Consider the following 25,873-nt stretch of genomic DNA (forward strand, 5'->3'; position numbering starts at 1 on the left):
GTTTTATCCATGTCCAGGTTTTTCATAAACAGACCCATCTTCGCCTGGGTCATCGCCATAGCCGTCATGCTGGGCGGCCTTCTGGCCATGAAGTCGCTGCCGGTCTCGCAGTACCCGCCCATCGCGCCGCCGCAGATTTCGATCAACGCCATGTACCCGGGCGCCTCGGCGCAGACGGTTCAGGACACCGTGACCCAGGTGATCGAGCAGAAGATGAACGGTATCGACAACCTGCTCTACATGTCCTCCACCAGCGACTCGGCAGGTGCCGTCTCCATCAACCTCACCTTCCGCGCCGGGACCGACCCGAACATCGCCCAGGTGCAGGTGCAGAACAAGCTGCAGCTCGCCACGCCGCTTCTGCCGCAGGTGGTGCAGAAGCAGGGGGTTCAGGTGGTGAAGTCTACCCGTAACTTCCTGATGGTCGTGGGGATCGTCTCAGAGGACAACAGCCTCAACCGCTACCAGCTCACCGACTATCTGGTGTCCAACGTCCAAGACCTGGTAAGCCGCGTCGAGGGGGTCGGGGAGGTGACCGTCTTCGGTTCCCAGAACGCCATGCGCGTTTGGATGAACCCCGACAAGCTGAACAACTTCAAGCTGACACCCAATGACGTATCCCTCGCGCTGCAGGCCCAGAATGCCCAGGTTTCGGCCGGCCAGTTCGGCGGCATGCCCGCGTCTCACGGGCAGCAGCTGAACGCGACCATCACGGCCAGGACGCTTCTGCAGAACCAGGAGCAGTTCGAGGAGATCGTGCTGCGCACCAACCCGGACGGCTCCACCGTCAAGCTAAGGGACGTGGCGAAGATAGACGTCGGCACCGAGAACTACGACATCCTGGCGCGCTACAAGGGAAAACCGGTCGCCGCCATGGCCCTGAGGCTCGCCGCGGGCGCGAACGCGCTCGACACCGCGGACCGCGTCAAGGCGAAAATGGCCGAGTTGGAGAAGTTCTTCCCGGCAGGCGCCAAGGTCGTCTACCCCTACGACACCACCCCGTTCGTGAAGATTTCCATGGAGGAGGTAGTAAAGACCCTGATGGAGGCGGTGTTCCTCGTCTTCGTCATCATTTTCCTCTTCCTGCAGAACATCCGCGCCACCCTGATTCCGACCATCGCGGTGCCGGTCGTTCTGCTTGGTACCCTCGGCGTCCTATTCGCTGCCGGGTTCTCCATCAACACCCTGACCATGTTCGCCCTGGTCATCGTCATCGGCCTTCTGGTCGACGACGCCATCGTCGTCGTCGAGAACGTGGAGAGGATCATGACCGAGGAGGGTCTCTCGCCACATGATGCCACGGTCAAGTCCATGGGGCAGATCACCTCGGCACTTTGGGGGATCGCGACGGTGCTCTCGGCGGTCTTCCTTCCGATGGCGTTCTTCGGCGGCTCCACCGGGGTCATCTACCGGCAGTTCTCCGTCACCATCGTCTCCGCGATGATCCTGTCCGTTTTGACGGCGCAGATCCTCACCCCGGCGCTTTGCTCGACGCTCCTCAAACCGGTACCGAAAGGGCACGAGGCGTGCGAGTTGGGGTGGTACTGCGGCTTTTTCCGCTGGTTCAACAGGATGTTCGACAAGGGGCGCCACAAGTACGAGTCCATCGTCCACAACTCCTTCAGAAAACCGCTGCGCTACCTCGTCTTCTACGGCTGCCTCGTGGCCGCCATGGCGATCTTCTTCCTGCGTCTTCCCACCGCGTTTCTGCCGGACGAGGACCAGGGTTTCATCATCTGCCAGATCCAGCTTCCGGCAGGGGCCACCCAGGAACGTACCGTCAAGATGCTCGAGAAGGTGGAGAAGCACTTCCTCGAGAACGAGAAGAAGTCCGTCGACTCGCTCATTACCGTTGCGGGGTTCAGCTTCGCCGGGCGTGGCCAGAACATGGGCCTCGCCTTCGTGAAGCTAAAGGACTGGAAGCTGCGTCAAACACCTGACCTTAAGGCCCCCGCCGTGGCGGGTCGCGCCATGGGCGCCTTCTCGCAGTTCCGAGACGGCATGGCCTTCGCCTTCTCCCCTCCTGCCGTCGTCGAGCTGGGGCAGGCAAACGGCTTCGACTTCCAGCTTCAGGACCGGGCCGGGCTCGGGCACCAGGCGCTCATGGACGCACGTAATCAGCTCCTCGGCATGGCCATGCAGAACAAGAAGCTCATGGCAGTCCGCCCGAACGGCCAGGACGACACCCCGCAGTTCAAGCTGAACATCGACGACGTGCGCGCGGGAGCCCTCGGCGTCTCGCTTGCCGACATCAACAACACGCTCGCCACCGCGTGGGGTTCCTCCTACGTGAACGACTTCCTGCAAAACGGCAGGGTCAAGAAGGTGTACCTGCAGGCCGACGCGGCGTACCGCATGGTCCCCGAGGACATCAACAAGTGGTACGTGCGTAACGACAAGGGTGAGATGGTTCCCTTCTCCGCCTTCGCCACCGCGAAATGGGAGCACTCCTCGCCGCGCCTCGAGCGTTACAACGGCATCCCGAGCGTGGAGATCATGGGCAACGCAGCCAAGGGGGTCTCGACCGGTGAGGCGATGGCCGAGATGGAGGCGATGGCCGCGAAGCTCCCGCAGGGGATCAGCTACGAGTGGACCGGCCTCTCCTATGAGGAGAAGGCGGCGGGCAAGCAGGCTCCCGCCCTTTACGCCATCTCGCTTCTCGTCGTCTTCCTGGCCGTCGCCGCACTCTACGAGAGCTGGAGCATCCCGTTCGTCAACCTGCTCATGCTTCCGCTGGGCCTGGTCGGCGCGGTCACCGCGGTGACGCTTAGGGTGCTGCCGAACGACATCTACCTGCAGATCGGCCTTCTGACCACGGTCGGCCTCTCCACTAAGAACGCGATCCTGATCATCCAGTTCATCAAGGACCAGATGCACCAGGGGCACGAACTGGTCGAGGCGACGCTCACCGCGGTGAAGATCAGGCTGAGGCCGGTCATCATGACCTCGCTCGCCTTCTTCTTCGGCACCCTGCCGCTTGCACTCACCAAGGGCGCCGGCGCAGGGGCCCAGAACGCCATCGGCACCGCGGTCACCGGCGGCCTTTTGTCGGCGACCTTCATCGACCTTATCTTCATCCCGTTTTTCTTCGTCATGGTGACGAAGACGTTCTCCAAAAAGCACGCAACGGCCAAGGCCGCTGCCGCACCCGTCTCGGAGGTGCAATAGACATGACACGCATGACCGTTAAACCCCTGGCCGCCACCCTGTTCCTGTTCCTGGCAGGGTGCGCCTCCATGGCTCCCAAATACAGCCAGCCTTCCGCACCTGTTCCGGCCGCATGGCCTGCAGGCCCCTCTTACCAGGCGACGCAGCCCGCCGCGCAGCAAAAACCGCTCGCCGAGATCCCCTGGCAGGAGTTCTTCGTAGAGCCGCAACTGCAGAAGCTGATTGCGCTGTCGCTCGACAACAACCGCGACCTGAGGGTGGCGGTCCTCAACATGGACCGCTTCCGCGCCCTCTACCAGATCCAGCGCGCCGACCTCTTCCCGAGCGTCACCGGGGACGGCGGGCTCGCGGTGAAACGCACCGCCGACGACCTCTCCCAAGGCGGCAGGGGAGGGGTCAGCCACTCCTACGATGTCGGCGTCGGCATCAGCGCCTACGAGCTCGACCTCTTCGGCCGGGTGAGAAGCCTCAAGGACCAGGCGCTGGACCAGTATCTCGCCACCGAACAGGCCCGGCGCAGCGTCCAGATCACCCTGGTCTCCCAGGTGGCCACCGCCTACCTGACCCTCGGCTCGGACCTCGAGAGGCTGCAGCTCGCCAAGGATACCCTGGCGAACCAGCAGGAATCCTACCGGCTCTCCAAGAGCCGTTTCGAGGCGGGTGTCGCCTCGGCCCTTGACCTGCAGCAGGCCCAGACGAGCGTCGATTCGGCCCGCGTCGACATCGCCCGTTACACGACCCAGGTTGCGCAGGACCTGAACGCGCTCACCCTGGTGGTAGGCTCCGACGTGCCGCAGGATCTTTTGCCGAAGTCGCTCACCGAGAACTTAACCGCCGTCAAGGACGCGGCGCCGGGACTTCCCTCCGACGTGCTCCTTTCCCGTCCCGACATCCTGCAGGCGGAGTACAACCTGAAAGGGGCGAACGCCAACATCGGAGCGGCGCGCGCCGCCTTCTTCCCGCGCATCACCCTCACTACGAGCGTGGGCTTCGGCAGCGACCAGTTAACCGGCCTCTTCAAGGGAGGGAACCTCGCCTGGAACTTCGCTCCGCGCATCTCGGTGCCGATCTTCGAGGGTGGGCGCAACAAGGCCAACCTAGATGTGGCAACGGTCGACCGCGACATAGCGGTCGCCCAGTACGAGAAGGCCATCCAGTCCGCCTTCCGCGAGGTGGCCGACTCCCTCGCCCAGCGCGGCACCATAGACGAGCAGGTGGCGGCCCAGCAGTCCCTGACCGGCGCCACCTCCGAGACCTACCGTCTGTCCCAGGCCCGCTACCAGACCGGGGTGGACAGCTATCTGAACGTGCTGGACGCGCAGCGCTCACTCTACGCGGCACAGCAGGGGCTCATCACCACCCGCTTGGCAAGGCTCAATAACATGGTCACCATCTACAAGGTACTTGGTGGAGGGAGCAAGTAAGGCAGCATCGTTTCCCCGGGTCTTCACGGCCCGGGGAAACGGTAACGCGCGGGGGGGCGAACGGTGTCGAATCCCCCGTGGCGGAAAGGAGCACAGTTGTCCAGATTACGCATCACCATTTACTGCATCATCGCCGTCGCGGCCCTGTTCGTTGGTTACTTGATTCTGGCACCGGAGCCTCATCCCGACTGGCCGATCAATCTGGTGCATTTTCTTTTCAAACACTAGATTGGGTTTATAGTTTTAACTAAGCGCCCTCTTGCGGCTATGAGAGATTTTCCCGCTCCATGGTGCTTGCTGTAGCTTGTGAAGAATTCCTTGTGACAGAGGGGCACATTCATGGCACAGAAAGAAGAGGGCGATCCACGGGAGCCTGAACCTACGCTCCGGGCGCTGCAACCGCTCGTCCGGAGCCTCCCCCGCGCGGTGCATGCTTTCATGCACCCTCGCCGTCTCTTCTTCACCCTGGCCGCTATCGTCACGGCTGCCGCCCTTGTCGGCTGTTCCCTCAAACCCGCCTATCAGCGCCCCGCGCTTCCCGTCCCGCAGCAGTACCCCGGCGTCTCGGATCGTGTTGCGGCCGCCGGCGCTCCTGCTTCATGGAGCGTCTTCTTCACCGATCCCGAGCTGAAACACCTTCTTTTCCTCGCCCACGGCAACAACCGGGACCTCCGCGTAGCGCGCGCCAAGGTCGAGGAGGCGCGCGCCCTCTACGGCATCCGCCGCGCGGACCTGTTACCCGCGATCAGCGCGGGCGCCGGGCTCGAGCGTTCGCGCACCCCCGCCGATCTCTCGGTAACGGGGGGGGCGATGATCACCGACGTCTTCAGTGCCGGTCTCTTCCTCGCCGCCTGGGAGCTCGACTTCTGGGGACGCCTCAGGGACCTCAAGGAGGGCGCCCTCGAGACTTACCTCGCAACGGAAGAGGCCCGTCGCGCCGTGCAGGTGAGCCTTACCGCCCAGGTTGCCCAGAGCTACCTGCAGGAGCGCGAGCTGGCGGAAAGGGTCTCCCTCGCCGAGGCCACCATCGCGAGCCGTGAGGAATCGTGGCGCATCGCTCGGCGCCGCTATGAGGTCGGCTCCGCCTCGAAGCTCGACGCGGTGCAGGCCGAGACCCTCCTGAACCAGGCGCGGGCGGAACTGAGCGCACTGAAGCGCCTGCGCGCCCTCAACCTGAACGCGCTGGGGCTGCTGGTCGGAGGGGAGGTACACCTCGATCCGCTTCCCCTTTCCACCGTGGAGGAGGGGTTCCTCGCCGAAATCCCCTCCGGACTCCCCTCCGAGCTCCTCCTTTACCGCCCCGACGTCATCGCCGCCGAGCACGAGCTCAAATCGGCCAACGCGGCCATAGGCGCGGCGCGCGCCGCCTTCTTCCCTGCCATCGCTCTTACCGGCAACTTCGGCACCGCGAGCAGCGCGTTAAGCGGACTCTTCACCTCGGGAAGCGGCGCCTGGAGCTTTGCCCCCGCCATCTCGGTCCCTATTTTTCAGGGTGGGCGCAACGTGGCTAACCTGGAGTTCGCCCGGGCGCGCGAGAAGGAAGCGGTCGCCCAATACGAGCGCGTGGTGCAGCGCGCTTTCCGGGAGGTGGCCGACGCGCTGGCGCAGCGGCGCTGGCTGGCCGAGCAGGTACAGGCGCAGCGGACGACCCTTGCGGCCCAGACGGAGCGGACGAGGCTTGCGCGCCTTCGCTATGACACCGGCGCCGCACCCTACCTGGAGGTGCTCGACGCGGAAAGAGACCGCTTTGCGGCCCAGCAGGCCCTGGTGCAGACGCGGCGCGCCATCCTTGCCGCAGGGGTGGATCTCTACGCCGCCCTGGGGGGAGGTGGTGGGGAAGGTGCCGGGGGAGAATCCGTTGCGGCGAGTGCTACGGGTGGGAAGGAGGCCATGCCATGAGGGGGGGGGGTAAGTGGAGGATCTTCGTCGCGTCGGGCGTTCTACTTGTGCTGCTTGCCCTGGTTCTGTGGCAGCGCTTCGGCCGCAGCAACGGGGATGAGGGGATCGTGAGCGGCAACGGGCGCATCGAGGCGGTGGAGATCGACGTCGGACCAAAGAGCCCCGGCCGGGTGCGGGAGATCACGGTACGCGAGGGGGATTTCGTCCGCTCAGGCCAGACCCTCGCCCTCATGGATACCGAGGTGCTTGAAGCCCAGCACCGGGAGGCCGGTGCGCAGTTGGTGAAGGCGCAAAACGCGGTGCTCACCGCGAAAAGCGAGATGATGCAGCGCGCAAGCGAGAAGGCGGCGGCACAGGCGATGGTGGCGCAACGGGAGGCGGAGCTCGCCCTCGCCGGGAAAAGGGTCTCCCGCTCCTCGACTCTCGCCGCCGAGGGGGCCACCTCAAAGCAGGAGGCGGATGACGACTTGGCCCGTCTGGAGAGCGCTAAGGCATCGACCGCCGCGGCGCGCGCCCAGGTGGCGGCGGCCGAGGCCGCAGTGGCAACGGCGCGGCAGAAAATGCTGGGCGAAAGTTCCAACGTGGCGGCGGCCCTTGCGACGTTACAGCGCATCGAGGCGGACCTGAAGGACGCGGCACTCAAGTCGCCGCGTGACGGTAGGGTGCAGTACCGGGTGGCCCAGCCGGGTGAAGTGGTGGCCGCGGGAGGGCGCGTGCTCAGCCTCGTGGACTTAAGCGACGTCTACATGACCTTCTTTCTCCCGACCGCTGCGGCCGGGAGGGTGGCGCTCGGTACCGAGGTGCGCCTCGTGCTCGACGCGGCACCGCAGTACGTGATCCCGGCCCGGGTCTCCTTCATTGCCGATGTGGCCCAGTTCACCCCAAAGACGGTGGAGACCGCAAGCGAGCGGGAGAAGCTCATGTTCAGGGTGAGAGCCCAGCTTCCGGTCGACCTGCTCAAAAGGCACATCACCCAGGTCAAGACCGGCCTCCCGGGAGTCGCCTACGTAAGGCTCGACGAAAAGCGCCCCTGGCCTGAGCGCCTCGGCAAGGTGGTCAGATGAACCGGCCGGCGCCTCCAAAAGAACCGGTCGGGGCGGACGCCGTCATCGTCGAGGACGTCACCTTGCGCTACGGACATACCCTTGCGCTCGACTCGGTAACCCTCGCCATCCCGGCCGGGCGCATGGTGGGGACCATCGGCCCGGACGGGGTCGGCAAATCGACCCTCTTCTCGCTCATCGCCGGCTCCCGCAAGCTGCAGACGGGGAGGGTGGAGGTGCTCGGGGGGAGCATGGCGGATGCCGCGCACCGAAGGCGGGTCTGTCCGCGCATCGCGTACATGCCGCAGGGGCTCGGCCGCAACCTCTACCCGACCCTTTCCGTCTTCGAGAACGTCGACTTCTTTGCGAGGCTCTTCGGCCACGGCCGCACCGAGCGCGAGCGCCGCATCGGCGAGCTTTTGAGCGCCACCGGGCTGGAACCCTTCGCGGGACGTCCCGCCGGGAAGCTCTCCGGGGGGATGAAGCAGAAACTGGGGCTTTGCTGCGCGCTGATTCACGACCCCGACCTGCTCATCCTGGACGAGCCGACCACCGGGGTCGATCCGTTATCGCGGCGCCAGTTCTGGGAACTGATCGAAAGGATCCGCGAGCGCCGGCGCGGCATGAGCGTCCTGGTCGCCACCGCCTACATGGAGGAGGCGGCCCGCTTCGACTGGCTGGTGGCGTTGAACGCAGGTCGCGTCCTCGCCACCGGGACGCCGGCGGAACTGCTCGCCGGGACCGGGAGCCGATCGCTCGAGGAGGCCTTCATCGCGCTTCTCCCCCCTTCGCAGCGCACGGGTTACCGTCCGGTGCAGATCCCCAAAAGGGAAGGGGAGTCCGCCGCGGAAATCGCCATCGAGGCCTCGGGGCTCACCATGCGTTTCGGGGACTTCACCGCGGTGGACCGGGTCAGCTTCAAGATCGGCAAGGGGGAGATCTTCGGCTTCCTCGGCTCCAACGGCTGCGGCAAGACCACCACGATGAAGATGCTCACCGGGCTGCTTCCCGCGACCGAAGGGGAGGCGAGCCTCTTCGGCCGTCCCGTCGATCCCGGAGATCTCGACGTCAGGCGCCGCGTCGGGTACATGACCCAGTCCTTCTCGCTCTACACTGAACTCTCCGTGCGCCAGAACCTCTTGCTCCATGCGCGGCTTTTCCGCCTGCCCGAAAAGGCGATCCCTCTACGTGTCGCCGAGATGGCGCGGCGCTTCGGGCTGGATGAGGTGATGGAAGCCCTTCCCGAGTCGCTTCCGCTCGGGGTGCGCCAGCGCCTCTCCCTGGCGGTCGCCATGATCCACGGCCCCGAACTCCTGATCCTGGACGAGCCCACCTCCGGCGTGGACCCCGTGGCACGGGATGCCTTCTGGCAGATCATGGTCGATCTGGCCCGTCGGGAACAGGTCACCATCTTCATTTCGACGCACTTCATGAACGAAGCGGAGCGCTGCGACAGGATCTCCCTGATGCACGCCGGGCGGGTTCTCGTGAGCGACGCCCCGGCGCACCTGGTGGAAAAAAAGGGAGCCGCCAACCTGGAGGATGCCTTCATCGCCTACCTGGAAGAGGCTTCCGTTGAGCCAGCGGCAGTGGACGGCGCCTTCGCACCCGGTGCTGCGAGCGGCCCGGGTGCCGGGGTGGAAGGGGACAGCGGCGCCGTCCCCGCCAGGAACTTCAGCCTGCGCCGCCTGCTAAGCTACGCGCACCGCGAGTCCCTTGAGCTCTTCCGCGACCCGGTCCGCCTCTGCCTTGCGCTTCTTGGCAGCGTAATCCTCATGTTCGTCATGGGGTACGGCATCACCATGGACGTGGAAGACTTGACCTTCGCGGTCCTAGACCGGGACCAGAGTGTCTTAAGCCGCGACTACGCGCTGAACCTGTCTGGTTCGCGCTACTTCAGCGAGCGCCCCCCGCTGCACGATTACCAGGAACTCGACCGCCGCATGCGCGCAAGCGACATCTCCCTCGCCGTCGAGATTCCCCCCGGGTTCGCCCGCGACCTGCAGCACGGCAGGCCGGTCAGCGTCGGCGCCTGGATCGACGGCGCCATGCCCTCCCGCGCCGAAACGGTGCGCGGCTACGTCCAGGGGATGCACGCCCACTGGCTCGCCTCACAGGCGCGGCAACGTCTCACCTCGCCACCCGCGGCCTCCCTGGTCCGCATAGAGACCCGTTACCGTTATAACCCGGACGTGAAGAGCCTTCCGGCCATGGTCCCCGCCGTCATCCCGCTTCTTTTGATGATGATCCCGGCCATCGTCACCGCCCTTTCCGTGGTGCGCGAAAAGGAGCTCGGCTCCATCGTGAACCTCTACGTGACGCCGGTGACCAGGCTCGAATTCCTGCTCGGCAAACAGATACCGTACCTGCTCCTCTCCATGGCGAGCTTTCTGCTCCTTACCCTCCAGGCGGTCTTCATCTTCCGCGTTCCCATGAAAGGTAGCTTCGCCGCCTTCTGCCTCGGGGGGCTCCTTTACGTCGGCACCGCCACCGGGCTAGGACTGGTCATCTCCACTTTCATGAAAAGCCAGATCGCAGCACTCTTCGGCACCGCGCTGCTCACCATCCTCCCTGCCGTCGAGTTCTGCGGCATGCTCGAGCCGGTCCGCTCCCTGGAGGGGGTGGGGGCGCTGATCGGCAGGATCTATCCCACCACGTACTTCCTCCTGATCTCGCGCGGCACCTTCGGCAAGGGACTCGGTTTCGACGAGCTGAAGCTGTTCTTCATCCCCCTGGCGCTCGCCGTTCCGCTCCTTATCCTGTTGGGGACGGCCCTGCTTAAAAAACAGGAGTCATAACCATGCGTGTGGCGAACGTCTTCAACCTCGGCGTGAAGGAACTCTTCAGCCTGCTGCGCGATCCGGTCATGCTGGTGCTCATCGGCTACGCCTTCTCGCTCGCCATCTACGCCGCCGCCACCGCGATGCCGGAAACGCTCCACAAGGCACCCATCGCCGTGGTAGACGAGGACCGCTCCCAACTCTCCACCCGCATCATCGACGCCTTTTACCCGCCGCAGTTCTCCGCGCCATCCCTGATAACCCGTGAGGAGATGGACGAGCGGATGGACGCGGGGCTCGACACCTTCGCCCTCGCCATTCCCCCCGATTTCCAGCGCGATCTTCTCGCCGGACGCCAGGCCGAGATCCAGCTGAACATCGATGCCACCAGGATGAGCCAGGCCTTTACCGGCAACAGCCACATCCAGACCATCGTCTCCAACGAGATCGCCACCTTCCTGAAGCGCTACCGCCCCGACTCCGGGCAGCAGGTGGATCTCGCGCTCAGAGCGCGCTTCAACCCGGAGCTGAACAAGTCCTGGTTCGGCGCGGTCATGAAGATCATCGACAACATAACCCTTTTATCGATCATCCTGACCGGCGCCGCGCTGATCCGCGAGCGCGAGCACGGCACCGTCGAGCACCTCCTGGTCATGCCGGTTACCCCCTTCGAGATCATGACGGCGAAGGTCTGGGCCATGGCCCTCGTGGTCCTTGCTGCCACCACCGCGTCCCTCTACCTCGTCGTGGAGGGGGCGCTCGGTGTGCCGATAGAGGGATCGGTGCCACTCTTTCTCGCGGGGACGGCGCTGCACCTCTTCGCCACCACCTCACTCGGCATTTTCCTCGGGACCGTCGCGCGCAGCATGCCGCAGTTCGGCCTGCTGACCATGCTGGTGCTGCTGCCGCTGCAGATCCTTTCGGGAGGCACCACGCCGCGCGAGAGCATGCCTGCACCGGTGCGCGGCGTCATGCTCGCCGCCCCGAACACCCACTTCGTCATGCTCGCCCAGGCGATCCTCTACCGTGGCGCCGGTTTCGACGTGGTGTGGCCCCAGTTCGCCGCTCTCTTTCTCATCGGGTGCGTGCTCTTTGCCATATCGCTGTCCCGTTTCCGCAAAACGATCGGAACCATGGCGTGATCGCCGTGTGTCCGCGTGAAAAGATGGTATAACTATGCCTTGTTGCCGATTTCCGGCTCAAAGGAGGAACCCATGGATTTTCGCCGGCCGCCTGCGCCCATTCTGGCGCTCCTCGCAGTTGCCGCAATGTTTTTCTTGCTCTCACCTGCACGGCTTCTCGCCGCACCGCTTCAGTCCCTGACCATCTCCTCAGGTACCACCACCAGTTCCTACTACGCTGCCGCTAGCGCCGTCGCAAAGGTGTTCAACCGGAAAGCGAGGGTTTACGGCTTCAGACTTGCCAACAACGCTTCGGCCGGTTCCGTCGCCAACATCGATGCCGTCGCCGAGGGGAAGGCCGACTTCGGCATTGCGGAGACCGAACTCTTGAAGCGTGCAGCAGCCGGGGTGCGCCCATGGGAAGGTAGATCAAGAGGGAACCTGCGTGCCGTGCTGGGACTCTATCCTGCCACAGTCACCATAGTCGCCGCGGTTGACAGCGGTATAAGAAGCGTTGCCGACCTGAAGGGGAAACGGCTCGGCATAGGCGCACCAGGCTCAATCGACAACACCTTCGCCAGGGCGTTTCTGCAGATGTCTGGGCTCAACCCGGGTGAGGTGATCATCACCGAGAAGTCCACGGCGCTCGCCCCTGAGCGCTTGCAAAAAGGGGAGATCGATGCCTATCTCTGCATCGTCGGCCATCCCAACCTGACCGTGCTCGAGGCAAGCGCGGGAACAAGGAAGGTCCGCCTGATCCCCTTGAGCGACGAACTGATCGGGCAGGTTACGGGGAGCAATCCCCTCATTGCACCGGTGGTCATCCCGACGCGGTACTACCCGGCGGTGGAGTTGGGCGGAGAAGTGCGCAGCATCGGTATCCGCACCGTCTTCTTCACGCGCGGCGATCTGCCGGATGAAAAGGTGTACGCCGTGGTACACGAGATCATGGGGAATTTCGAACAGTTCCGGCGCCAGCACCCGATCCTGCAGCAGCTCACCCCCGAGCAGGCCGCCAGGGTGGCGGTGATCCCACTGCATCCCGGCGCCGCGCGTTACTTCAGAGAGTCCGGCCTCATCCCTTAAGGCCGCTAGCGGAGGTTCATCATGAAAAGTCTCCTGGTCCTGGCGTTCCTCATGATTGTGCCCGCTGCCGCTTTCGCGGCGGCTCCCGTCCCGCCGACCTATTTCTATCCCTTCGTGAACCCGTACGAGGCGACGGTGATGGAACTTCCCCGCGAGTTCGAGGTTCGGCTTCCAAGCGAGATCCCGGTGCGCGAATTCGTGGTGCACCCCTTCCCGAAAAGGCATATCCCTGAGGTGTTCTGGTACGAAAACGGCCTCACCTGCTCCCTCGCCTACCAAGACCGGGAAGCCCCCCTTGTCTTCCTGATCGCGGGATCGGGCTCGCGCTTCGACGTGCCGCGCATGCTCAAGATGCAGAAAGTCCTCTACAAGGCTGGGTTCCACGTCATCTCGATTACGTCCCCAACCCACATGGATTTCGTGGTCAACGCGGCCAGCGGGCTTCCGGGCATCGCGAGTGACGATGCGAAGGACCTTTATCGGGTCATGGAGCTCGCCTGGCAGAAGGTGCATGGGGATGTGCGGGTGTCTTCCTTCATGCTCGCCGGTTACAGTCTTGGCGGCTTCGATGCCGCCTTCATCGCCAGAATTGACGAGCGGGAGCACCGCTTCAATTTCAAGCGCGTGCTGCTCATCAACCCGCCGGTCTGCCTTTACGACTCGGTGACCGCCCTGGACCAGCTCCTGGTCGACAACGTGCCCGGTGGCATGGACAACTTCGATGCCTGGTTCCGGGGGGTATTCAGCCAGACCATGCAGTTGGCCGAATCCTGGGGACCGGGAGGGCTTAGCGGTGAATCCATGTACCGTACCTACAAGCGGATGCAGCCAAGCGAGAGCAACCTTGCCGCGTTGATCGGCCTCACCGCACGCATGAACGCGGCGGACATGATCTTCGCCGCTGACGTCATGAACGGCGGCGGCTACATCGTCCCCAAAAACGTGCGCCTTACCTCGACTACCTCGCTCACCCGTTACGCCATCGTCGCCTACAAGACCAGTTTTGCCGATTACTTCAACGAATGGCTCTTACCGCACTACCAGATGAAAGAACCAGGGCTGACCCGCCAGGCGCTCCTGCAGCGCGAGAACCTACGGGCGCTGGAACCGTTCCTGAAGGGAAACGCGAAGTTCGGCCTGGTGCACAACGAGGACGATATCATCCTTGTCCCGGGGGACATCGAGTACCTGGAACGGGTGTTCGGCGACCGGGCATGGATCTTCCCGAGTGGCGGCCACATGGGTAACATGTTCCAGCCCGACGTGGTCTCGGCGATAACCGGCTTTCTAAAGGGTAAGGAGGAGTGACCATGAAAAGACACGCCCCCTGCAAAGTTTCCTATAACATGCGCGGCCGGCGGGGCGGGGGACGCACTCGTCTTCTCGTCGTTGCGGCAGGCGCCATCCTGGCGGCAGGCTGCAGCACCCTTCCCGTGACGACCGGGCCCATGGAGCCGCCGCTGCGCCGCTACGAGGATTTCGTGAAGCCGGGACAGCCCAACATGCTTGAAGTGAAGGACTCCGTCGAGGGGTTCAACCGGGGGAGCTACCGCTTCAACTACTACTTCGACGAGTACCTGTACCGCCCGGTGGTGCGCGGCTACGAGATCATCATGCCCGATTACCTGGAGGACCGCGTTTCGGACGCCATCGACAACCTCAACGAAATAACCAACTTGACTAACAACCTGTTCCAGTTCAAATTGAAGGCCGCCGGGGTCACGGTGAGTCGCTTCGTGATCAACTCGACGGTGGGCGTCGCCGGGCTTTGGGACCCTGCCACCCGCTTCGGCCTGAAGCGCCAGACCGATGACTTCGGGCTCACGCTCGGGCACTACGGAACCGGCGACGGTTCCTACCTCATGCTCCCGGTGTTCGGCGCGTCCAACGTCCGGGATACCACCGGGCTTGTGGCCGACCTTGCCACCTTCAATTACATCGGCCCAATCGCCTGGGTGAACGACAGCACCGCCACCTGGGTCTATTCCGGCGTCTACGCAGTCGACCGCAGGCACCGCACCCCGTTCAGGTACCGCCAGACCGGCTCACCGTTCGAGTACGAGCTGATCAGGACCCTCTACACGATGAAGCGCGACTTTGACATCGAGCAGACCAAAACAAAGGACGTAAAGTGATCTAGAAGCAGGAGGAAGCGTTGCTCAGGTTTTTCCAGTCCATCTTCCGCCGCCCCCGGAAAGAAGGGGGCGGCATCCCCGATTCCCTCGTCATAAAAGCCATCGAGCGGGCCGTGGACGGCACCGATCCCTGGATTCGGGCCGTCTCCGGTTATCGCAAAAAGCTCCGCCCAGCGGTGCTGCATGCCATCGAGCACGTCGTCTCCCTCGTGGACGGTACCGCTTCCCCGCTTTCGCTGGATGTGGCCTCCTACGACCGCGATCCCTACCTGCACACCTATTTCATCTCGACAAGCGAGCTGCGGAAATTCCTGGAGCAGGAGCCGAGCCTGGCCGAACTGCGCGAAAGGCACGGCATGCGCCACGGCGCAACCGGGCTTCTGCTCATGCAAAAGAGGGAGCGGGTTGGACTTGGCGCGGAGATTTCCGGCGACCTCATCTTGAAGGATGTGCCGCAGGTGTCGGTCAGCTTCGAGGCGCACCGCCTCATGGACGTGAGCGGGAAGGAGGAGGAGACTCGGTACCAGTTGAAGCGCCGCGCCTACGATCACCTGTTGCGCATTGCCCTTGGCAGGATCGCCGAGGTCAAGACCAGGCGCGGCGCGCTGGAAAAGCACCGCGCCCTGCTGAACTCGAAGCTGTCACTTTTGCAGCGCGAGGGGTGGGGCTTCGATCCCACTACCGGTGAGAAGCCGAATGTAGCCGAGGTGGAGAAAAACCTCGCCGAAATCGAGGCGAGGCTTCTGGAAATAGGTAAGGACGACAAGATGCTCGAGGTCTATCTCGGGGTGGTGGCCGACGTGCTTGGCCATGCCGAGGAGCACCTCTGGGTCGACAGGGAGACCTTGGTGGTCGACCGCATGGGAATCAAGCGCAAGGAGGTCTCCGTGGATGCGCGGGAGGTCCAGTTGGATGTACTGGGGGATGCGGAAGGGAGGAGGCTCGTGGTCGCGCTGGTCACCATCGCTGGTACGGCCGGCGGCGCCTAGATTCCTGAGGAATATGCTGCGAGTGTTGTCGGATATTCTCTAGTCTTTTTGGGTACAATCTTTTTGATGACGTGAAATCAGCCTGTTACGGGTTGGCATGCCTGATGCTCATATCAAGGCAGGTAGCGCGGATGTCGCTACATAAAACCAACTCAGAACAGGAGGATTTACTATGAAACGCAAACTGGCAGTGTTGATGGCGGTATCCCTTTTCTCGGCAGCGGTTCCGGTGTGGGCGGAAAACACGACCACCCACGACATGATGCATCAGCATCAGGCAGGCGACGCCAACTGCGAGCGGGACTGCGCTCTTCTTATCAAGGACTGCAACAACCAAGTAGACAGCATCCAGGACAGGATCAGAAAACTTCAGACGGCCATCAACGAGAAGGGTGCCAACACTTACACCCGCGATGAGCTGAGGATCCTGAACCAGAAGCTCCAGGAGGCCAACGAGACGCTGCGTCAGCTCACGAAGCACTAGAGGGGCGATAGCCGCCTCCAAAGTGATCGATGAGATCAGGATAAGAAAGGGCCCGCTTCGATAGAGGCGGGCCCTTCTGTTTTCATGCCGTCGCGACGTGGTGCCGCGGCGCTAAGTAAAGCTTACTGCACCACAACGAAACCGGTGCCGGAGTCGGCTTCCACGATGTTTCCGTTTCCGGTGAAGGTGATGCGCGCCCGGGTTCCGTTGCTCCCGGAGCAAAGGAGAACCCCTGCATCCGGCTCGTAAGAGAGGTAAGAGGTGGTTATGGGTGTTATCGTGCTGATGACGACATAGCCATTGACTGAATCGTAGTAAGTGCCGCTCAAGGTGAGCGAAGTGCCGTTGGTGGTCTCGGTAACCACCATCTGATAGTTGGACAGGCCGTAGGTTCTCTGGGCGATGTTGTCGGTCAACAGCATGTTTAGGGTCGTGGTGCTGGTATAACCAGAGACAGACACAACGACGGTTCCCGACATGGCCACGTTTTCACCGACCGCGCTGGCAGTGAGCCCAGTGAATGTCATACGGAATCTGGAAAACGCCCCGGTGGACTGGTTGTAGGTGGCGGAAAAACTCACCGTTCCGTCGACCACGGCGGAATCGATGTCACTCTTGTAGGCGTTGTAGACGATGGTACCGCTGGCTGCACCACTGTCGCTTGCCGTGAAGGCATAGCTGAACGAGCCGCTGTAGCCGTAGACGGTGTCCTGGACGGAGGCGGAGGCCGATGCGACTTTGGCCGTCTGCTTTTGTGCAGGGGGCAGGGAAGCCATGCTGTCTTGAAGGGTCTGCACCACTTCATGGAGCATCGGCTGGTTTGGCGCTGATGCTGTATTCGTCGTTTTCAGCATCCCGAACGAGGTGGCAAGCTCCCCCCCCGAGTAGGCTCCCACGGCAATCGCCTTCGCGTTGGCCGGTGTGATCTCGGCCTGGGCTGTGTTGCCGGTGTAGCCGGTAGGAGCAGTGGGGCCGTTATCGCTGCTTCCGCCACCACAACCCGCCATCAAAGACAACAACGCTGCCACCAAAAATCTTCTGATCATGCTTGCCTCCTGGATGAATTTTAGGAATCATTCAAATATATTAATAGTGTTGGGTTGTCAACCCTTAATGTCGCATAATAAGCGTGCATGCAGGCAAAATGGGTTGGCATTGGCTGTCTCCCGCACGTGGTTTCGGCGCCGAACACCCCTGCGGCAGAGCCGGCACGCACAAAGAAAGGGCTCCGCCAGATTAAAACGGAGCCCTTTTTTTCCTGTTCGCCTGATGCGACCGCTTCAGCGGCCACCCCGCGCTATCGCTGCTTCAGTAACGACTTAGCGAGATCAAGGTTGTGGTAGGCGACGGCCCGCAGCCGGGCTCCCTCAGCATCCTTGCGGTTGGCGATCTGCGCCAGGAAAGCGTCGAGTTCCTTACGCGCGGCGTCGGTCTGCTTTTTGTCGTAGGGAAGCGAGAAGTCGATCCCCTTCACGTCCCAGGCATTCATGGGGAGCAGGGTGAAGGGGGCGAAATCTTCCAGCTTCCGGTTCCCCGCCGGTTCCGGTTTTTCCCAGGTCTGATCGGTGAACCTCAGCCCATCCTTGTCGGCAAGCACCGTATAGCTTCCCTTGAAAGCCTTCTTAACGTCGGTCTTCTCGAAGTAGTTCCAGGCCGATTTACCCACCTGCACCGCGGAGTCATGACACGTCCCGCAACCGCGCGCTTTGCCCAGGGCATGGCTCATCTTGTCCATCTGTACCCAAAGTATCGCCTTGTTGCCTGACGGGAGACCGCCGCGCGTTCCGACACCGATGTAGGCATCGTTCACATCGCGCGCGCCGCGCACCGCCTCGAAAGAGGATGGCTCGCCGATGGCCGTATTCCCGGGTATCTGCCGTTTCGGGATCTCGCGGAACAAAAGCCCCGTCGGCGCGAGTTCCATGGTCTGGTTCATAACCGCCATGGGGTAAGGTTTGACGCCGATCCAGCGCCCGTCGGCGTTCTTGATGATGGTGGGGAGGTCACGGGTGCCGTAATACTCCTTGTGCTTGCCGTACGGGGTTTCGGTTCCGAAGGTGACGCCTGGTCCCCAGAAGGTGTACTGGTAGGCGCCGACCACGGTGACATGACAGGCGGCACAGTCCACCTTCCCGTGAGGGGACGCTTCAACGGCCTTGACGATTTCAGCATGGCACGTTTTGCAGGAACTCCGTACCTGTTCGGAACCCAAGTGGCCGAATTTGTGATTCGTGGGCTTGTGGCAGTCGGTGCAGGTGACGCCGGCCTTGAAGTGCGCCTCCTGCGGAAGGTTCGGCGGGAAGGAATAATCGCCGCGGAAATACCCGGCGCCGCGCCTGCGGTCCATGGGACCCGCGTGACAGATGGTGCCGCGACCGCCGCCGTAGCAACTGGTCGTGTCGGGACGGCCGAAGCGGTGGCTGCCGGTGCCTGCGTGCGGCTTGTAGTGGCAGTCGTTGCACCCTGCGTGGCACATGTTGCAGGCGCGGTTCGATGCGTCGTTTTGAGCCTCGGAGTAGGGGACCGCGGTCTGCTTTTTCAGGTTGTCGTAGTTCTGTCCGAACCACATGCCGCAGTTCTGCGGGCCGGGGAGTTTCTCGGACCAACTGCGGAACGCTCTCTGGTGCTTGTTCAACCCCATCTCTGAATTTGCATAATCCTTCACCTCCTGCTCATGGCACCTGCCGCAGGTCTTGCGCGCGACGTCCGGGGAAAAGGCGAAGGTCTTTGGATCACGGTCCTGCCAGTGAAGCCCCGTAGCCGCTTTGGCCCCCGCAGCCGCAAGTTTCGCCGGGTCCCCTTCCGGGATCAACGCTTCCATGTCAGACGAGCGCGGCAGAAGGGCCTTCGTCGCCCCTGCCGTCTGCCGGGACAGCGCCTCACCCTTGACCTTGGGGCCCACCCCAACCACGAAGGGGCGCAGCATGCCGCGATGCGCCGCTTCCTTGTCCTTTTCCTTTCCCTCGCCCAAATGGCAGTCCACGCAGGTAGCCCCCGGCATGTTCACCTCGAGATCAACCTGTGCCGGGTCAAGGTACATCGACTCGGCGCCCAGCGCCTTCAACCTGGCCTTGTCACTGTGACACACCACGCACTGGGAGTCCGCATCGTAACCCCACACCTGGGCCGACACGATCAGAGACAGTACGACGAACGCTGCGACTTTCATACAATCCTCCTTGATACAGACATAGATTTCCTCTGTGCCTGGGGGGAGATGTTACAGCGAATTCCCCAGTTGGCAATACGGAAACTGTTCCAGTGAAGACCTGCTGCGACGCAGAGTAAAGTTTTGTAAAAAACGGTAACCGTTGACATTTCAATTCTTTACAACGCCGTAATGCCATTGTCGCTATACTGGGCTGGCTTTTAAACGAACGATTACCTAGAGGATGAGATGAAGACTTCAACGCTGGATCGCGCTGTTATTGCGTGCGCCGCCATGGGCCTCGTGGGGTGCGCCACCGTCGGCCCGAATTACGTCACCCCTGCGGTGAAGACGCCCGCCACCTGGCAGCAGCTTGATGCCAAGGGAAGCACGCGCACCACCGGGGGGGAGAACTACGACCTGAGCCGATGGTGGCTCTCGCTGGATGACCCGCTTCTTTCAGAGCTGATCGAGAAGGCGCTTTCGGCAAGCCCGGACCTGCGCAGCGCGCAGGCGAAACTGCGCGAGTCACGCGCTCGGCGCTCGGTGGCTGCCGCGGACCGGTATCCCGGCGTCACCGCATCGGGAAGCGCCACGCGCAGCCGCTCCAGCGAAAAGTCCGGTAGCGGCGCCACGGCAAATCTGTTCAGCGCCGGGTTCGACGCGAGCTGGGAGCTCGACATCTTCGGAGGGGTGCGCCGCGGCGTCGAGGCGGCAAGCGCGGACCTCGAGGCGAGCACCGCCTCGCTTGAGGACGTACAGGTGACCCTGGCGGCCGAGGTGGCCCAGAGCTACCTGGAGCTGCGCACCCTGCAGAAGAGGCTTGGCATCGCCCGTGACAACCTGGCGAGCCAGTCTGAGACGCTGCAGCTTACCGAGTGGCGTTCCCAGGCGGGGCTGGTAAGCGTACAGGACGTGGAGCAGGCGCACAGCAACCGGGAGCAGACGAAGGCCCAGATCCCGGCGCTCGAGACGAGTCTTGCCGAGGCGGAGCATCGCCTTGAGCTCCTTCTGGGGGAAACGCCGGGAACCCTTCGGGAAAGGCTCGCCGCGGTACGGGAACTCCCCGCCCTTCCAGCCGAGGTCGCGGTGGGCATCCCGGCGGAGACGCTGCGCCAGCGTCCCGACGTAAGGGGCGCGGAGCGGAAACTCGCGGCAGAGACAGCTCGGGTGGGTGTCGCCGAGGCGGCCCGCTACCCGTCCCTCAAGCTTTCCGGCTCCATCGGAGTCGAGGCGCTAACCGCAGGCGGGCTCTTCGGCGCGTCGGCGGCCAAATCATCGATCCTCGGCGGGATCACCGCTCCGGTCTTCGATGCCGGCAAGCTGCGCGCTCAGGTGGAAATCCAGGACGCGGTGCGTGAACAGGCGTTGGTCGCCTACCAGCAGTCGGTGCTGACCGCATTGCAGGAAGTGGAGAACGCGCTGGTATTGCTGTCGCGAAACCAGGAACGTGAGATGGCCCTTTCGACTGCGGTGACGGCGGCGCGCAGTGCGGCGGAAATGGCGCGGCAGCGCTACGGAGCGGGCCTCATCGACTTCCAGTCCGTGGTCGACACCGAACGAAACGTGTTGAGTGTAGAGGACACCCTTGCCGCGACCCGCGGCGACAGGCTCCAGTCCCTGGTCGCGCTGTACAAGGCACTCGGTGGCGGCTGGCGCCACGAAGGAGAACAATAAAACCGATGAAGGATACGCACATGCAGCAGACAGATGGGGCATCACTCCAAAATATACTGGAAGTCCGTACCGGCGCCTGGACCTGGAAACGCCGGCTCTTGATCGCGTTCGTTGCGGTTATCGTCGTAGCAGCCATCGCTTATGCGCTGCGCCCTGCCGCCAAGGAGACGGTGCCAGCCTTCGCCACCGAAGCGGTCCAGCAGGACACCCTGGTGGTGAAGGTCTCTGCGACCGGGAATCTGCAGCCGACGAACCAGGTCGACGTGGGGAGTGAGCTTTCCGGGATGGTGGACCGGGTGCTCGTGGACGACAACGACCGGGTGAAGAAGGGGCAGGTGCTGGCGCTCCTCGATCTCTCCAAGCTGAAAGACGCCGTGGTGAAGTCCGATGCGACGCTCGCCGCCGCCCAGGCCCAGGTACTGCAGATGCAGGCGACCACGGCGGAGGCGAAGGCGGCACTTGCCCGCTACCGCCAGGTCTCCCAGCTTTCCGGCGGCAAGGTCCCCTCGAAAGCGGAGATGGACAGCGCGGAGGCGAACCTCAAGCGCGCCAAGGCGAACGAGGCAAACGCGCGCGCCACGGTGACCCAGGCCCGGGCGAACCTGCAATCGGACCGGACCAACCTTGAGAAGGCGAGCATCCGTTCCCCGATCAACGGCGTTGTGCTCAAGCGGAGCATCGAGCCGGGGCAGACTGTGGCGGCCTCCTTCACCGCTCCGACCCTCTTCACCCTCGCCGAGGACCTCGCCAAGATGGAGCTCCAGGTGGACGTGGACGAGGCGGACGTAGGGCAGGTGAAGGTGGGGCAGCAGGCGACCTTCACCGTGGACGCCTATCCCGGCCGAAAGTTCCAGGCGGTGATCACCAGGGTGAGCTACGGCTCGCAGACCAAGAACAACGTGGTCTCCTACCTCACCGTGCTGCAGGTGGATAACAGCGATCTCAGCCTGCGCCCCGGGATGACCGGGACCGCCGAGATAACCACGGTGACGCGTGACAAGGCGCTCCTTGTCCCCAACGGGGCTCTGCGCTTCACCCCGCCCGCGGCCGAAACTGCCTCGAAGAAATCGGGCGGCGTGATCGGTGCCCTCATGCCGCGCCCTCCCCAGGCCGCCCCGAAGCAGGCCGCCGTGACGACGAAGGATGGTATGCATCAGGTCTGGGTGCTCAAGGGGGGAAGACCGACCGCGGTGGAGGTGAAGACCGGCGCCAGCAACGGCAAGATGACCGAGATCGTCTCCGGCGCTTTGCAGCCCGGCATGCAGGTGATCACGGAAACCCTGGAGACGGCGAAATGAGTGCGTCTCCGCTGATCAGCCTCTCCGGCATCACCAAGACCTACGGCCGCGGCCACGCCGCCTTTCAGGCGCTGAAGGGGATCGACCTGGAGATTGACTCCGGCGACTTCCTCGCCATCATGGGGCCGAGCGGTTCGGGCAAGTCCACCACCATGAACATCCTCGGGTGCCTCGACACCCCGACGAGCGGGAGCTATCGCCTGAAGGACGTGCAGGTGGAGCGGCTCGAACGGAGCCAGCGCGCTCTTCTGCGCCGGCACTGCCTCGGCTTCGTGTTTCAAGGGTTCAACCTGCTGCCGCGCACCACCGCGCTGGAAAACGTGGAATTGCCGCTCATCTACCGGGGCGAGCCAGCCTCGTCCCGCCACGAGGCTGCCCGGGCCGCCCTGGCGCAGGTGGGGCTAAAGGGGTGGGAGTCGCACACCCCGGCAGAGCTCTCGGGAGGACAACAGCAGCGCGTCGCCATCGCCCGCGCCATCGTGACCCGTCCTGAGGTGCTTCTCGCCGACGAGCCGACCGGGAACCTCGACACCCGCACCAGCCGGGAGATCATGGAGCTGATCGTCAGCCTGAACGAGAAGCTCGGCATCACCGTGCTCATGGTAACCCACGAGCCGGATATCGCCGCCTACGCGCGGCGCGTTGTCCATTTCGTGGATGGCTTTCTCGACAGTGACGAGCGCAAAAGGGAGATTCTCTGATGTTCTGGAATACGCTTCTACTCTCCCTGCGCGCCATTCGCCGCAACCTGATGCGCTCCTTTCTCACCGTGCTTGGGATCGTCATCGGCGTCGCCGCCGTGGTGGTCATGGTAACGCTTGGTAACGGCGCCACGAAGTCTGTCTCTGACCAGATCTCCAGCATGGGTAGTAACCTCCTGATGGTGATGCCCGGTCAGCGGTTCGGGCCGGGCTCGGACGCGGCGCCCAGCTTCAAGAGTGCCGACATCGACGCCATAAAGAGCCAGATCTCCAGCGCCGAGTGGGTCGCCCCGATAACCGGCAAATCGGCCACGACGGTCTACCAGTCCAAGAACTGGCCGACGGTGGTAAGCGGCACCACCAACGACTATTTCCACGCCGGCAACTGGGAGCTTTCCGCTGGCCGGATGTTCACCGACGCGGAGGAGAGGGGAGGGAAGGCCGTCTGCGTCATCGGCGAAACGGTGCGTCAGAAGCTTTTCGGGCGCCAGAACCCGGTGGGGAGCGAGATCAGGGTCAAGGAGTTCTCCTGCGAGGTGGTGGGGGTGCTTAAATCGAAGGGACAGTCCGGGATGGGCTCGGACCAGGACGACTCCATCATCATGCCGCTAAGGACCGTGCAACGCCGCCTGACCGGAACCCAGGACGTGAGCCGCTTCACCGTCTCGGTGCGCAAGGGGGCGTCCATCGACGCCGCCACGAAACAGCTCACCCTCCTTTTACGCGAGCGGCGCAAGATCGGCGAGAACGAGGAGGACGACTTCCGGGTCATGGACACCCGGCAGATCACCCAGACGCTCACGAGTACGACAAAGATTCTCACCATGCTGCTGAGTGCCGTGGCCGCGGTGAGCCTTCTGGTCGGCGGCATCGGCATCATGAACATCATGCTGGTCTCGGTGACGGAAAGGACGCGGGAGATCGGCATCCGTCTCGCCATCGGCGCGCTGGAGCGGGAGGTGCTCCTGCAGTTCCTGGTCGAGGCGGTGGTGCTCTCAAGCATGGGCGGCATCGTGGGGATCGTCCTTGCCACGCTCTCCTCCATGGCGCTCGCCCACGCCATGAACATACCGTACATGTTTGACGTCAAGATCAACCTGTTATCCTTCTTGTTTTCTGCGGCCATTGGGGTTATCTTCGGCTATTTCCCGGCGCGCCGGGCAGCCGGTCTCAACCCCATCGACGCCCTGCGTCACGAGTGAGGCCGCCAAGCGAAGAACAAGGAAGGGAACGCTTTGCCGGCAATGAACCACGTACCGCGCCTGCTGAAACTGGCAGGCCCGATGATACTTTCCACCTCCGCAATAACCCTGATGCAGATCGTCGACGCCATCGTCCTTTCTCGGTACTCCAGCGAGGCGGTGGCGGCGATCGGTCCGTCGGGGCTCGCCGTCATCCTGTTTCAGGGCTTTCTCTTCGGCACAGCCGGGTACGCCGGGACCTTCGTCGCCCACAACCACGGCCGCGGCGATCTCGCGGGCGTGCGCAGGTCCGCCTGGCTCGGCATCCTTACCTCGCTCATCTCCGGCGTCGCGGCACTGGCGTTTGCCTGGCCGCTTGCGCAGCTCTTCCTTTTAGCCGGGCACGCCCCGCAGGTCGCGCGCGACGAGACCGCCTACTTCGGGATCTGCATGGCGGGCTCGCTCTTCCCCGTGCTCGGTTCCGCACTTGCCGGTTGGCTCTCGGGGATCGGCAGGCCCGCCCTGGTCACCGCGGTCACCTTCTTATCTTTCGTAGTCAACGCACTGCTCGCCTGGGGGCTGGTCCTCGGGGAATGGGGGCTACCGCGCCTGGGAATCGCAGGTGCCGCACTCGCCACCGTTTCCGCCCAGGCGGTCGCCGCTTTTCTTTACAGCGGCATCTTCATGGTCGCAGGAGGGTGGTCCGACCGTATCGCGCGGCGACTGGCCTGGCCGGACTTTTCACGCTTCTTGAAACTGGCCATGCCGATGGGGCTTCGCATCAGCGGCGAGCTCTGTGCCTGGACCCTTTTCCTCGTCGCCCTTGGCAGGCTCGGTACCGTGGAACTCGCCGCTTCCAGCATCGCTTTCCGCATCAACGGCATGGCCTTTTTCCCGGCTCTCGGACTCGGGCAGGCGGCAGGGGTCCTGGTGGGGCACGCACGCGGGGCAGGGGAGGACGATCAGGTTCCCGACATCGCGTCGCAGTCGCTTATCGTCTGCGAGATCTGGATGTTCGCCATGGCGGTTCTCTTCGCCACCTGCCCGGGGCCGCTCATGTCGCTTTTCGCCGGGACCGGGCCGGAAAGCGCCCGCATCATCGAGACCGGTTCGGTGATCATGAAGTTCGTCGCCTTTTACTGCCTCTTCGACGCCGCCAACGTGATGACCGGATGCGTCCTCTCTTCTGCCGGTGACACCGGTTGGGTCGCCCGTACCTTCCTCTACTGCTCGGCAGGTTTTCTCCTTTTGCTGTGGCTCATCTCCTGGCTGATCCCGAGCCTCGTCGCGGAATGGACCCTCGCCACATGTTTCGTCTTCTTCACGGCCGTGGTCTGGTCGCTGCGTTTCCGTTCCGGTGCCTGGAGATCGATACAGGTGCTGCATCAGCATCACTAGCCTGAGCTTCGCTTCCCCGTTTCCCCCGACTGATACGACACTCCTGCTATAACCCCAGATCCTCCGCTCCGGGCGAGCCGCGTCCCGGTTGCGCGGTCTTATCCGTTTCTATTTTCCTACTGTATGTGTCAGCAATGGCTCTTGCATTGCTCTGCGTGTACCAAAAAATCCCCTGCCGTTTGACATTTGACAGAGCCGATGTGACATCAAATAGTCATGTTTAAACAGCTACTTGAATTTGTATGCTTAGCGTCGCTAAAGAGGGGGTGACGTGTGTCTGGACAAAACCTACTTATATTGTCTGCAATTGTTGATATTTTTGTTGACTGCATTGGTGTGAT

19 protein-coding genes are annotated in these 25,873 nt (G+C 63.2%); 17 read left to right on the forward strand and 2 right to left on the reverse strand.

Features of this window, described 5'->3' with window-relative positions:
- Positions 1-9 precede the first annotated feature (9 nt).
- The 12 genes from E8L22_RS10135 to E8L22_RS10185 all read left to right on the forward strand — a co-directional run bounded on the left by E8L22_RS10135 (position 10) and on the right by E8L22_RS10185 (position 16,129).
- Positions 10-3,168, forward strand: coding sequence for an efflux RND transporter permease subunit (locus tag E8L22_RS10135; protein WP_136525077.1), 3,159 nt, complete (start codon positions 10-12; stop codon positions 3,166-3,168).
- 2 nt (positions 3,169-3,170) lie between these two features.
- On the forward strand, positions 3,171-4,592 hold the full coding sequence (adeC, locus tag E8L22_RS10140; RefSeq protein WP_281282949.1) for an AdeC/AdeK/OprM family multidrug efflux complex outer membrane factor: 1,422 nt from the start codon (positions 3,171-3,173) through the stop codon (positions 4,590-4,592).
- A gap of 96 nt (positions 4,593-4,688) precedes the next feature.
- The gene (locus tag E8L22_RS21890) at positions 4,689-4,820 is read left to right on the forward strand and encodes a hypothetical protein (protein ID WP_281282950.1); all 132 of its coding nucleotides are present in this window, start codon (positions 4,689-4,691) and stop codon (positions 4,818-4,820) included.
- 111 nt (positions 4,821-4,931) lie between these two features.
- Positions 4,932-6,491, forward strand: coding sequence for an efflux transporter outer membrane subunit (locus tag E8L22_RS10145; RefSeq protein ID WP_198420144.1), 1,560 nt, complete (start codon positions 4,932-4,934; stop codon positions 6,489-6,491).
- Positions 6,488-7,555 (forward strand): HlyD family secretion protein, encoded by a 1,068-nt coding sequence (locus E8L22_RS10150; protein ID WP_136525078.1) that lies wholly within the window; start codon positions 6,488-6,490, stop codon positions 7,553-7,555. Before E8L22_RS10145 ends, E8L22_RS10150 begins: the two co-directional genes overlap by 4 nt.
- Positions 7,552-10,332, forward strand: a complete 2,781-nt coding sequence (gene rbbA, locus E8L22_RS10155) for a ribosome-associated ATPase/putative transporter RbbA (RefSeq protein WP_136525079.1) — start codon at positions 7,552-7,554, stop codon at positions 10,330-10,332. Before E8L22_RS10150 ends, rbbA begins: the two co-directional genes overlap by 4 nt.
- Before the next feature lie 2 nt (positions 10,333-10,334).
- Complete coding sequence (locus E8L22_RS10160; RefSeq protein ID WP_136525080.1) at positions 10,335-11,456, forward strand: ABC transporter permease; 1,122 nt, start codon at positions 10,335-10,337, stop codon at positions 11,454-11,456.
- Positions 11,457-11,528: 72 nt separating this feature from the next.
- A complete protein-coding gene (locus E8L22_RS10165; RefSeq protein ID WP_136525081.1) occupies positions 11,529-12,521 on the forward strand; it encodes a TAXI family TRAP transporter solute-binding subunit in 993 nt (330 codons plus the stop codon).
- A gap of 21 nt (positions 12,522-12,542) precedes the next feature.
- Positions 12,543-13,829: an alpha/beta hydrolase gene (locus E8L22_RS10170; protein WP_136525082.1), complete on the forward strand. Its 1,287-nt coding sequence runs from the start codon at positions 12,543-12,545 to the stop codon at positions 13,827-13,829.
- A 2-nt stretch (positions 13,830-13,831) separates the two neighbouring features.
- Positions 13,832-14,656, forward strand: a complete 825-nt coding sequence (locus E8L22_RS10175) for an MlaA family lipoprotein (RefSeq protein ID WP_246044608.1) — start codon at positions 13,832-13,834, stop codon at positions 14,654-14,656.
- Between the two features lie 20 nt (positions 14,657-14,676).
- On the forward strand, positions 14,677-15,645 hold the full coding sequence (locus tag E8L22_RS10180) for a hypothetical protein (protein ID WP_136525083.1): 969 nt from the start codon (positions 14,677-14,679) through the stop codon (positions 15,643-15,645).
- 172 nt (positions 15,646-15,817) lie between these two features.
- Entirely contained in the window at positions 15,818-16,129 is a 312-nt protein-coding gene (locus E8L22_RS10185; protein ID WP_136525084.1) for a hypothetical protein, read from the forward strand.
- Between the two features lie 122 nt (positions 16,130-16,251).
- Here the strand turns inward: E8L22_RS10185 and E8L22_RS10190 are convergent, their stop codons facing one another.
- Both E8L22_RS10190 and E8L22_RS10195 read right to left on the reverse strand, forming a co-directional pair.
- A complete protein-coding gene (locus E8L22_RS10190) occupies positions 16,252-17,175 on the reverse strand; it encodes a hypothetical protein (protein WP_136525085.1) in 924 nt (307 codons plus the stop codon).
- Positions 17,176-17,426: 251 nt separating this feature from the next.
- Positions 17,427-19,298, reverse strand: coding sequence for a cytochrome c3 family protein (locus tag E8L22_RS10195; protein WP_136525086.1), 1,872 nt, complete (start codon positions 19,296-19,298; stop codon positions 17,427-17,429).
- 228 nt (positions 19,299-19,526) lie between these two features.
- On the opposite strand from E8L22_RS10195, the gene E8L22_RS10200 reads away from it, so the two are divergent.
- The 5 genes from E8L22_RS10200 to E8L22_RS10220 are packed head-to-tail and all read left to right on the forward strand — an operon-like array spanning position 19,527 to position 25,532.
- On the forward strand, positions 19,527-20,954 hold the full coding sequence (locus E8L22_RS10200) for an efflux transporter outer membrane subunit (RefSeq protein WP_136525087.1): 1,428 nt from the start codon (positions 19,527-19,529) through the stop codon (positions 20,952-20,954).
- Positions 20,955-20,974: 20 nt separating this feature from the next.
- Complete coding sequence (locus E8L22_RS10205; protein WP_246044609.1) at positions 20,975-22,252, forward strand: efflux RND transporter periplasmic adaptor subunit; 1,278 nt, start codon at positions 20,975-20,977, stop codon at positions 22,250-22,252.
- The gene (locus tag E8L22_RS10210; protein ID WP_136525089.1) at positions 22,249-22,953 is read left to right on the forward strand and encodes an ABC transporter ATP-binding protein; all 705 of its coding nucleotides are present in this window, start codon (positions 22,249-22,251) and stop codon (positions 22,951-22,953) included. The genes E8L22_RS10205 and E8L22_RS10210 overlap by 4 nt, the downstream gene beginning before the upstream one ends.
- The gene (locus E8L22_RS10215; RefSeq protein WP_136525090.1) at positions 22,953-24,155 is read left to right on the forward strand and encodes an ABC transporter permease; all 1,203 of its coding nucleotides are present in this window, start codon (positions 22,953-22,955) and stop codon (positions 24,153-24,155) included. The genes E8L22_RS10210 and E8L22_RS10215 overlap by 1 nt, the downstream gene beginning before the upstream one ends.
- A 42-nt stretch (positions 24,156-24,197) precedes the next feature.
- Positions 24,198-25,532, forward strand: a complete 1,335-nt coding sequence (locus E8L22_RS10220; protein ID WP_136526082.1) for an MATE family efflux transporter — start codon at positions 24,198-24,200, stop codon at positions 25,530-25,532.
- The last annotated feature ends 341 nt before the right edge of the window (positions 25,533-25,873 follow it).

This window comes from Geomonas ferrireducens (genome assembly GCF_004917065.1).
Lineage (GTDB): Bacteria > Desulfobacterota > Desulfuromonadia > Geobacterales > Geobacteraceae > Geomonas > Geomonas ferrireducens.

Bases quoted from the DNA above. Each gene is read 5' to 3' on its own strand.
- E8L22_RS10150 (WP_136525078.1), top strand. From the start codon at position 6,488: ATGAGGGGGGGGGGTAAGTGGAGGATCTTCGTCGCGTCGGGCGTTCTA.
- E8L22_RS10205 (WP_246044609.1), top strand. From the start codon at position 20,975: ATGCAGCAGACAGATGGGGCATCACTCCAAAATATACTGGAAGTCCGT.
- E8L22_RS10210 (WP_136525089.1), top strand. From the start codon at position 22,249: ATGAGTGCGTCTCCGCTGATCAGCCTCTCCGGCATCACCAAGACCTAC.
- E8L22_RS10200 (WP_136525087.1), top strand. From the start codon at position 19,527: ATGAAGACTTCAACGCTGGATCGCGCTGTTATTGCGTGCGCCGCCATG.
- E8L22_RS10160 (WP_136525080.1), top strand. From the start codon at position 10,335: ATGCGTGTGGCGAACGTCTTCAACCTCGGCGTGAAGGAACTCTTCAGC.
- E8L22_RS10175 (WP_246044608.1), top strand. From the start codon at position 13,832: ATGAAAAGACACGCCCCCTGCAAAGTTTCCTATAACATGCGCGGCCGG.
- E8L22_RS10215 (WP_136525090.1), top strand. From the start codon at position 22,953: ATGTTCTGGAATACGCTTCTACTCTCCCTGCGCGCCATTCGCCGCAAC.
- E8L22_RS10220 (WP_136526082.1), top strand. From the start codon at position 24,198: ATGAACCACGTACCGCGCCTGCTGAAACTGGCAGGCCCGATGATACTT.
- rbbA (WP_136525079.1), top strand. From the start codon at position 7,552: ATGAACCGGCCGGCGCCTCCAAAAGAACCGGTCGGGGCGGACGCCGTC.
- E8L22_RS10170 (WP_136525082.1), top strand. From the start codon at position 12,543: ATGAAAAGTCTCCTGGTCCTGGCGTTCCTCATGATTGTGCCCGCTGCC.
- E8L22_RS10135 (WP_136525077.1), top strand. From the start codon at position 10: ATGTCCAGGTTTTTCATAAACAGACCCATCTTCGCCTGGGTCATCGCC.
- E8L22_RS10190 (WP_136525085.1), bottom strand. From the start codon at position 17,175: ATGATCAGAAGATTTTTGGTGGCAGCGTTGTTGTCTTTGATGGCGGGT.
- adeC (WP_281282949.1), top strand. From the start codon at position 3,171: ATGACACGCATGACCGTTAAACCCCTGGCCGCCACCCTGTTCCTGTTC.
- E8L22_RS10145 (WP_198420144.1), top strand. From the start codon at position 4,932: ATGGCACAGAAAGAAGAGGGCGATCCACGGGAGCCTGAACCTACGCTC.
- E8L22_RS10195 (WP_136525086.1), bottom strand. From the start codon at position 19,298: ATGAAAGTCGCAGCGTTCGTCGTACTGTCTCTGATCGTGTCGGCCCAG.
- E8L22_RS10185 (WP_136525084.1), top strand. From the start codon at position 15,818: ATGAAACGCAAACTGGCAGTGTTGATGGCGGTATCCCTTTTCTCGGCA.
- E8L22_RS10165 (WP_136525081.1), top strand. From the start codon at position 11,529: ATGGATTTTCGCCGGCCGCCTGCGCCCATTCTGGCGCTCCTCGCAGTT.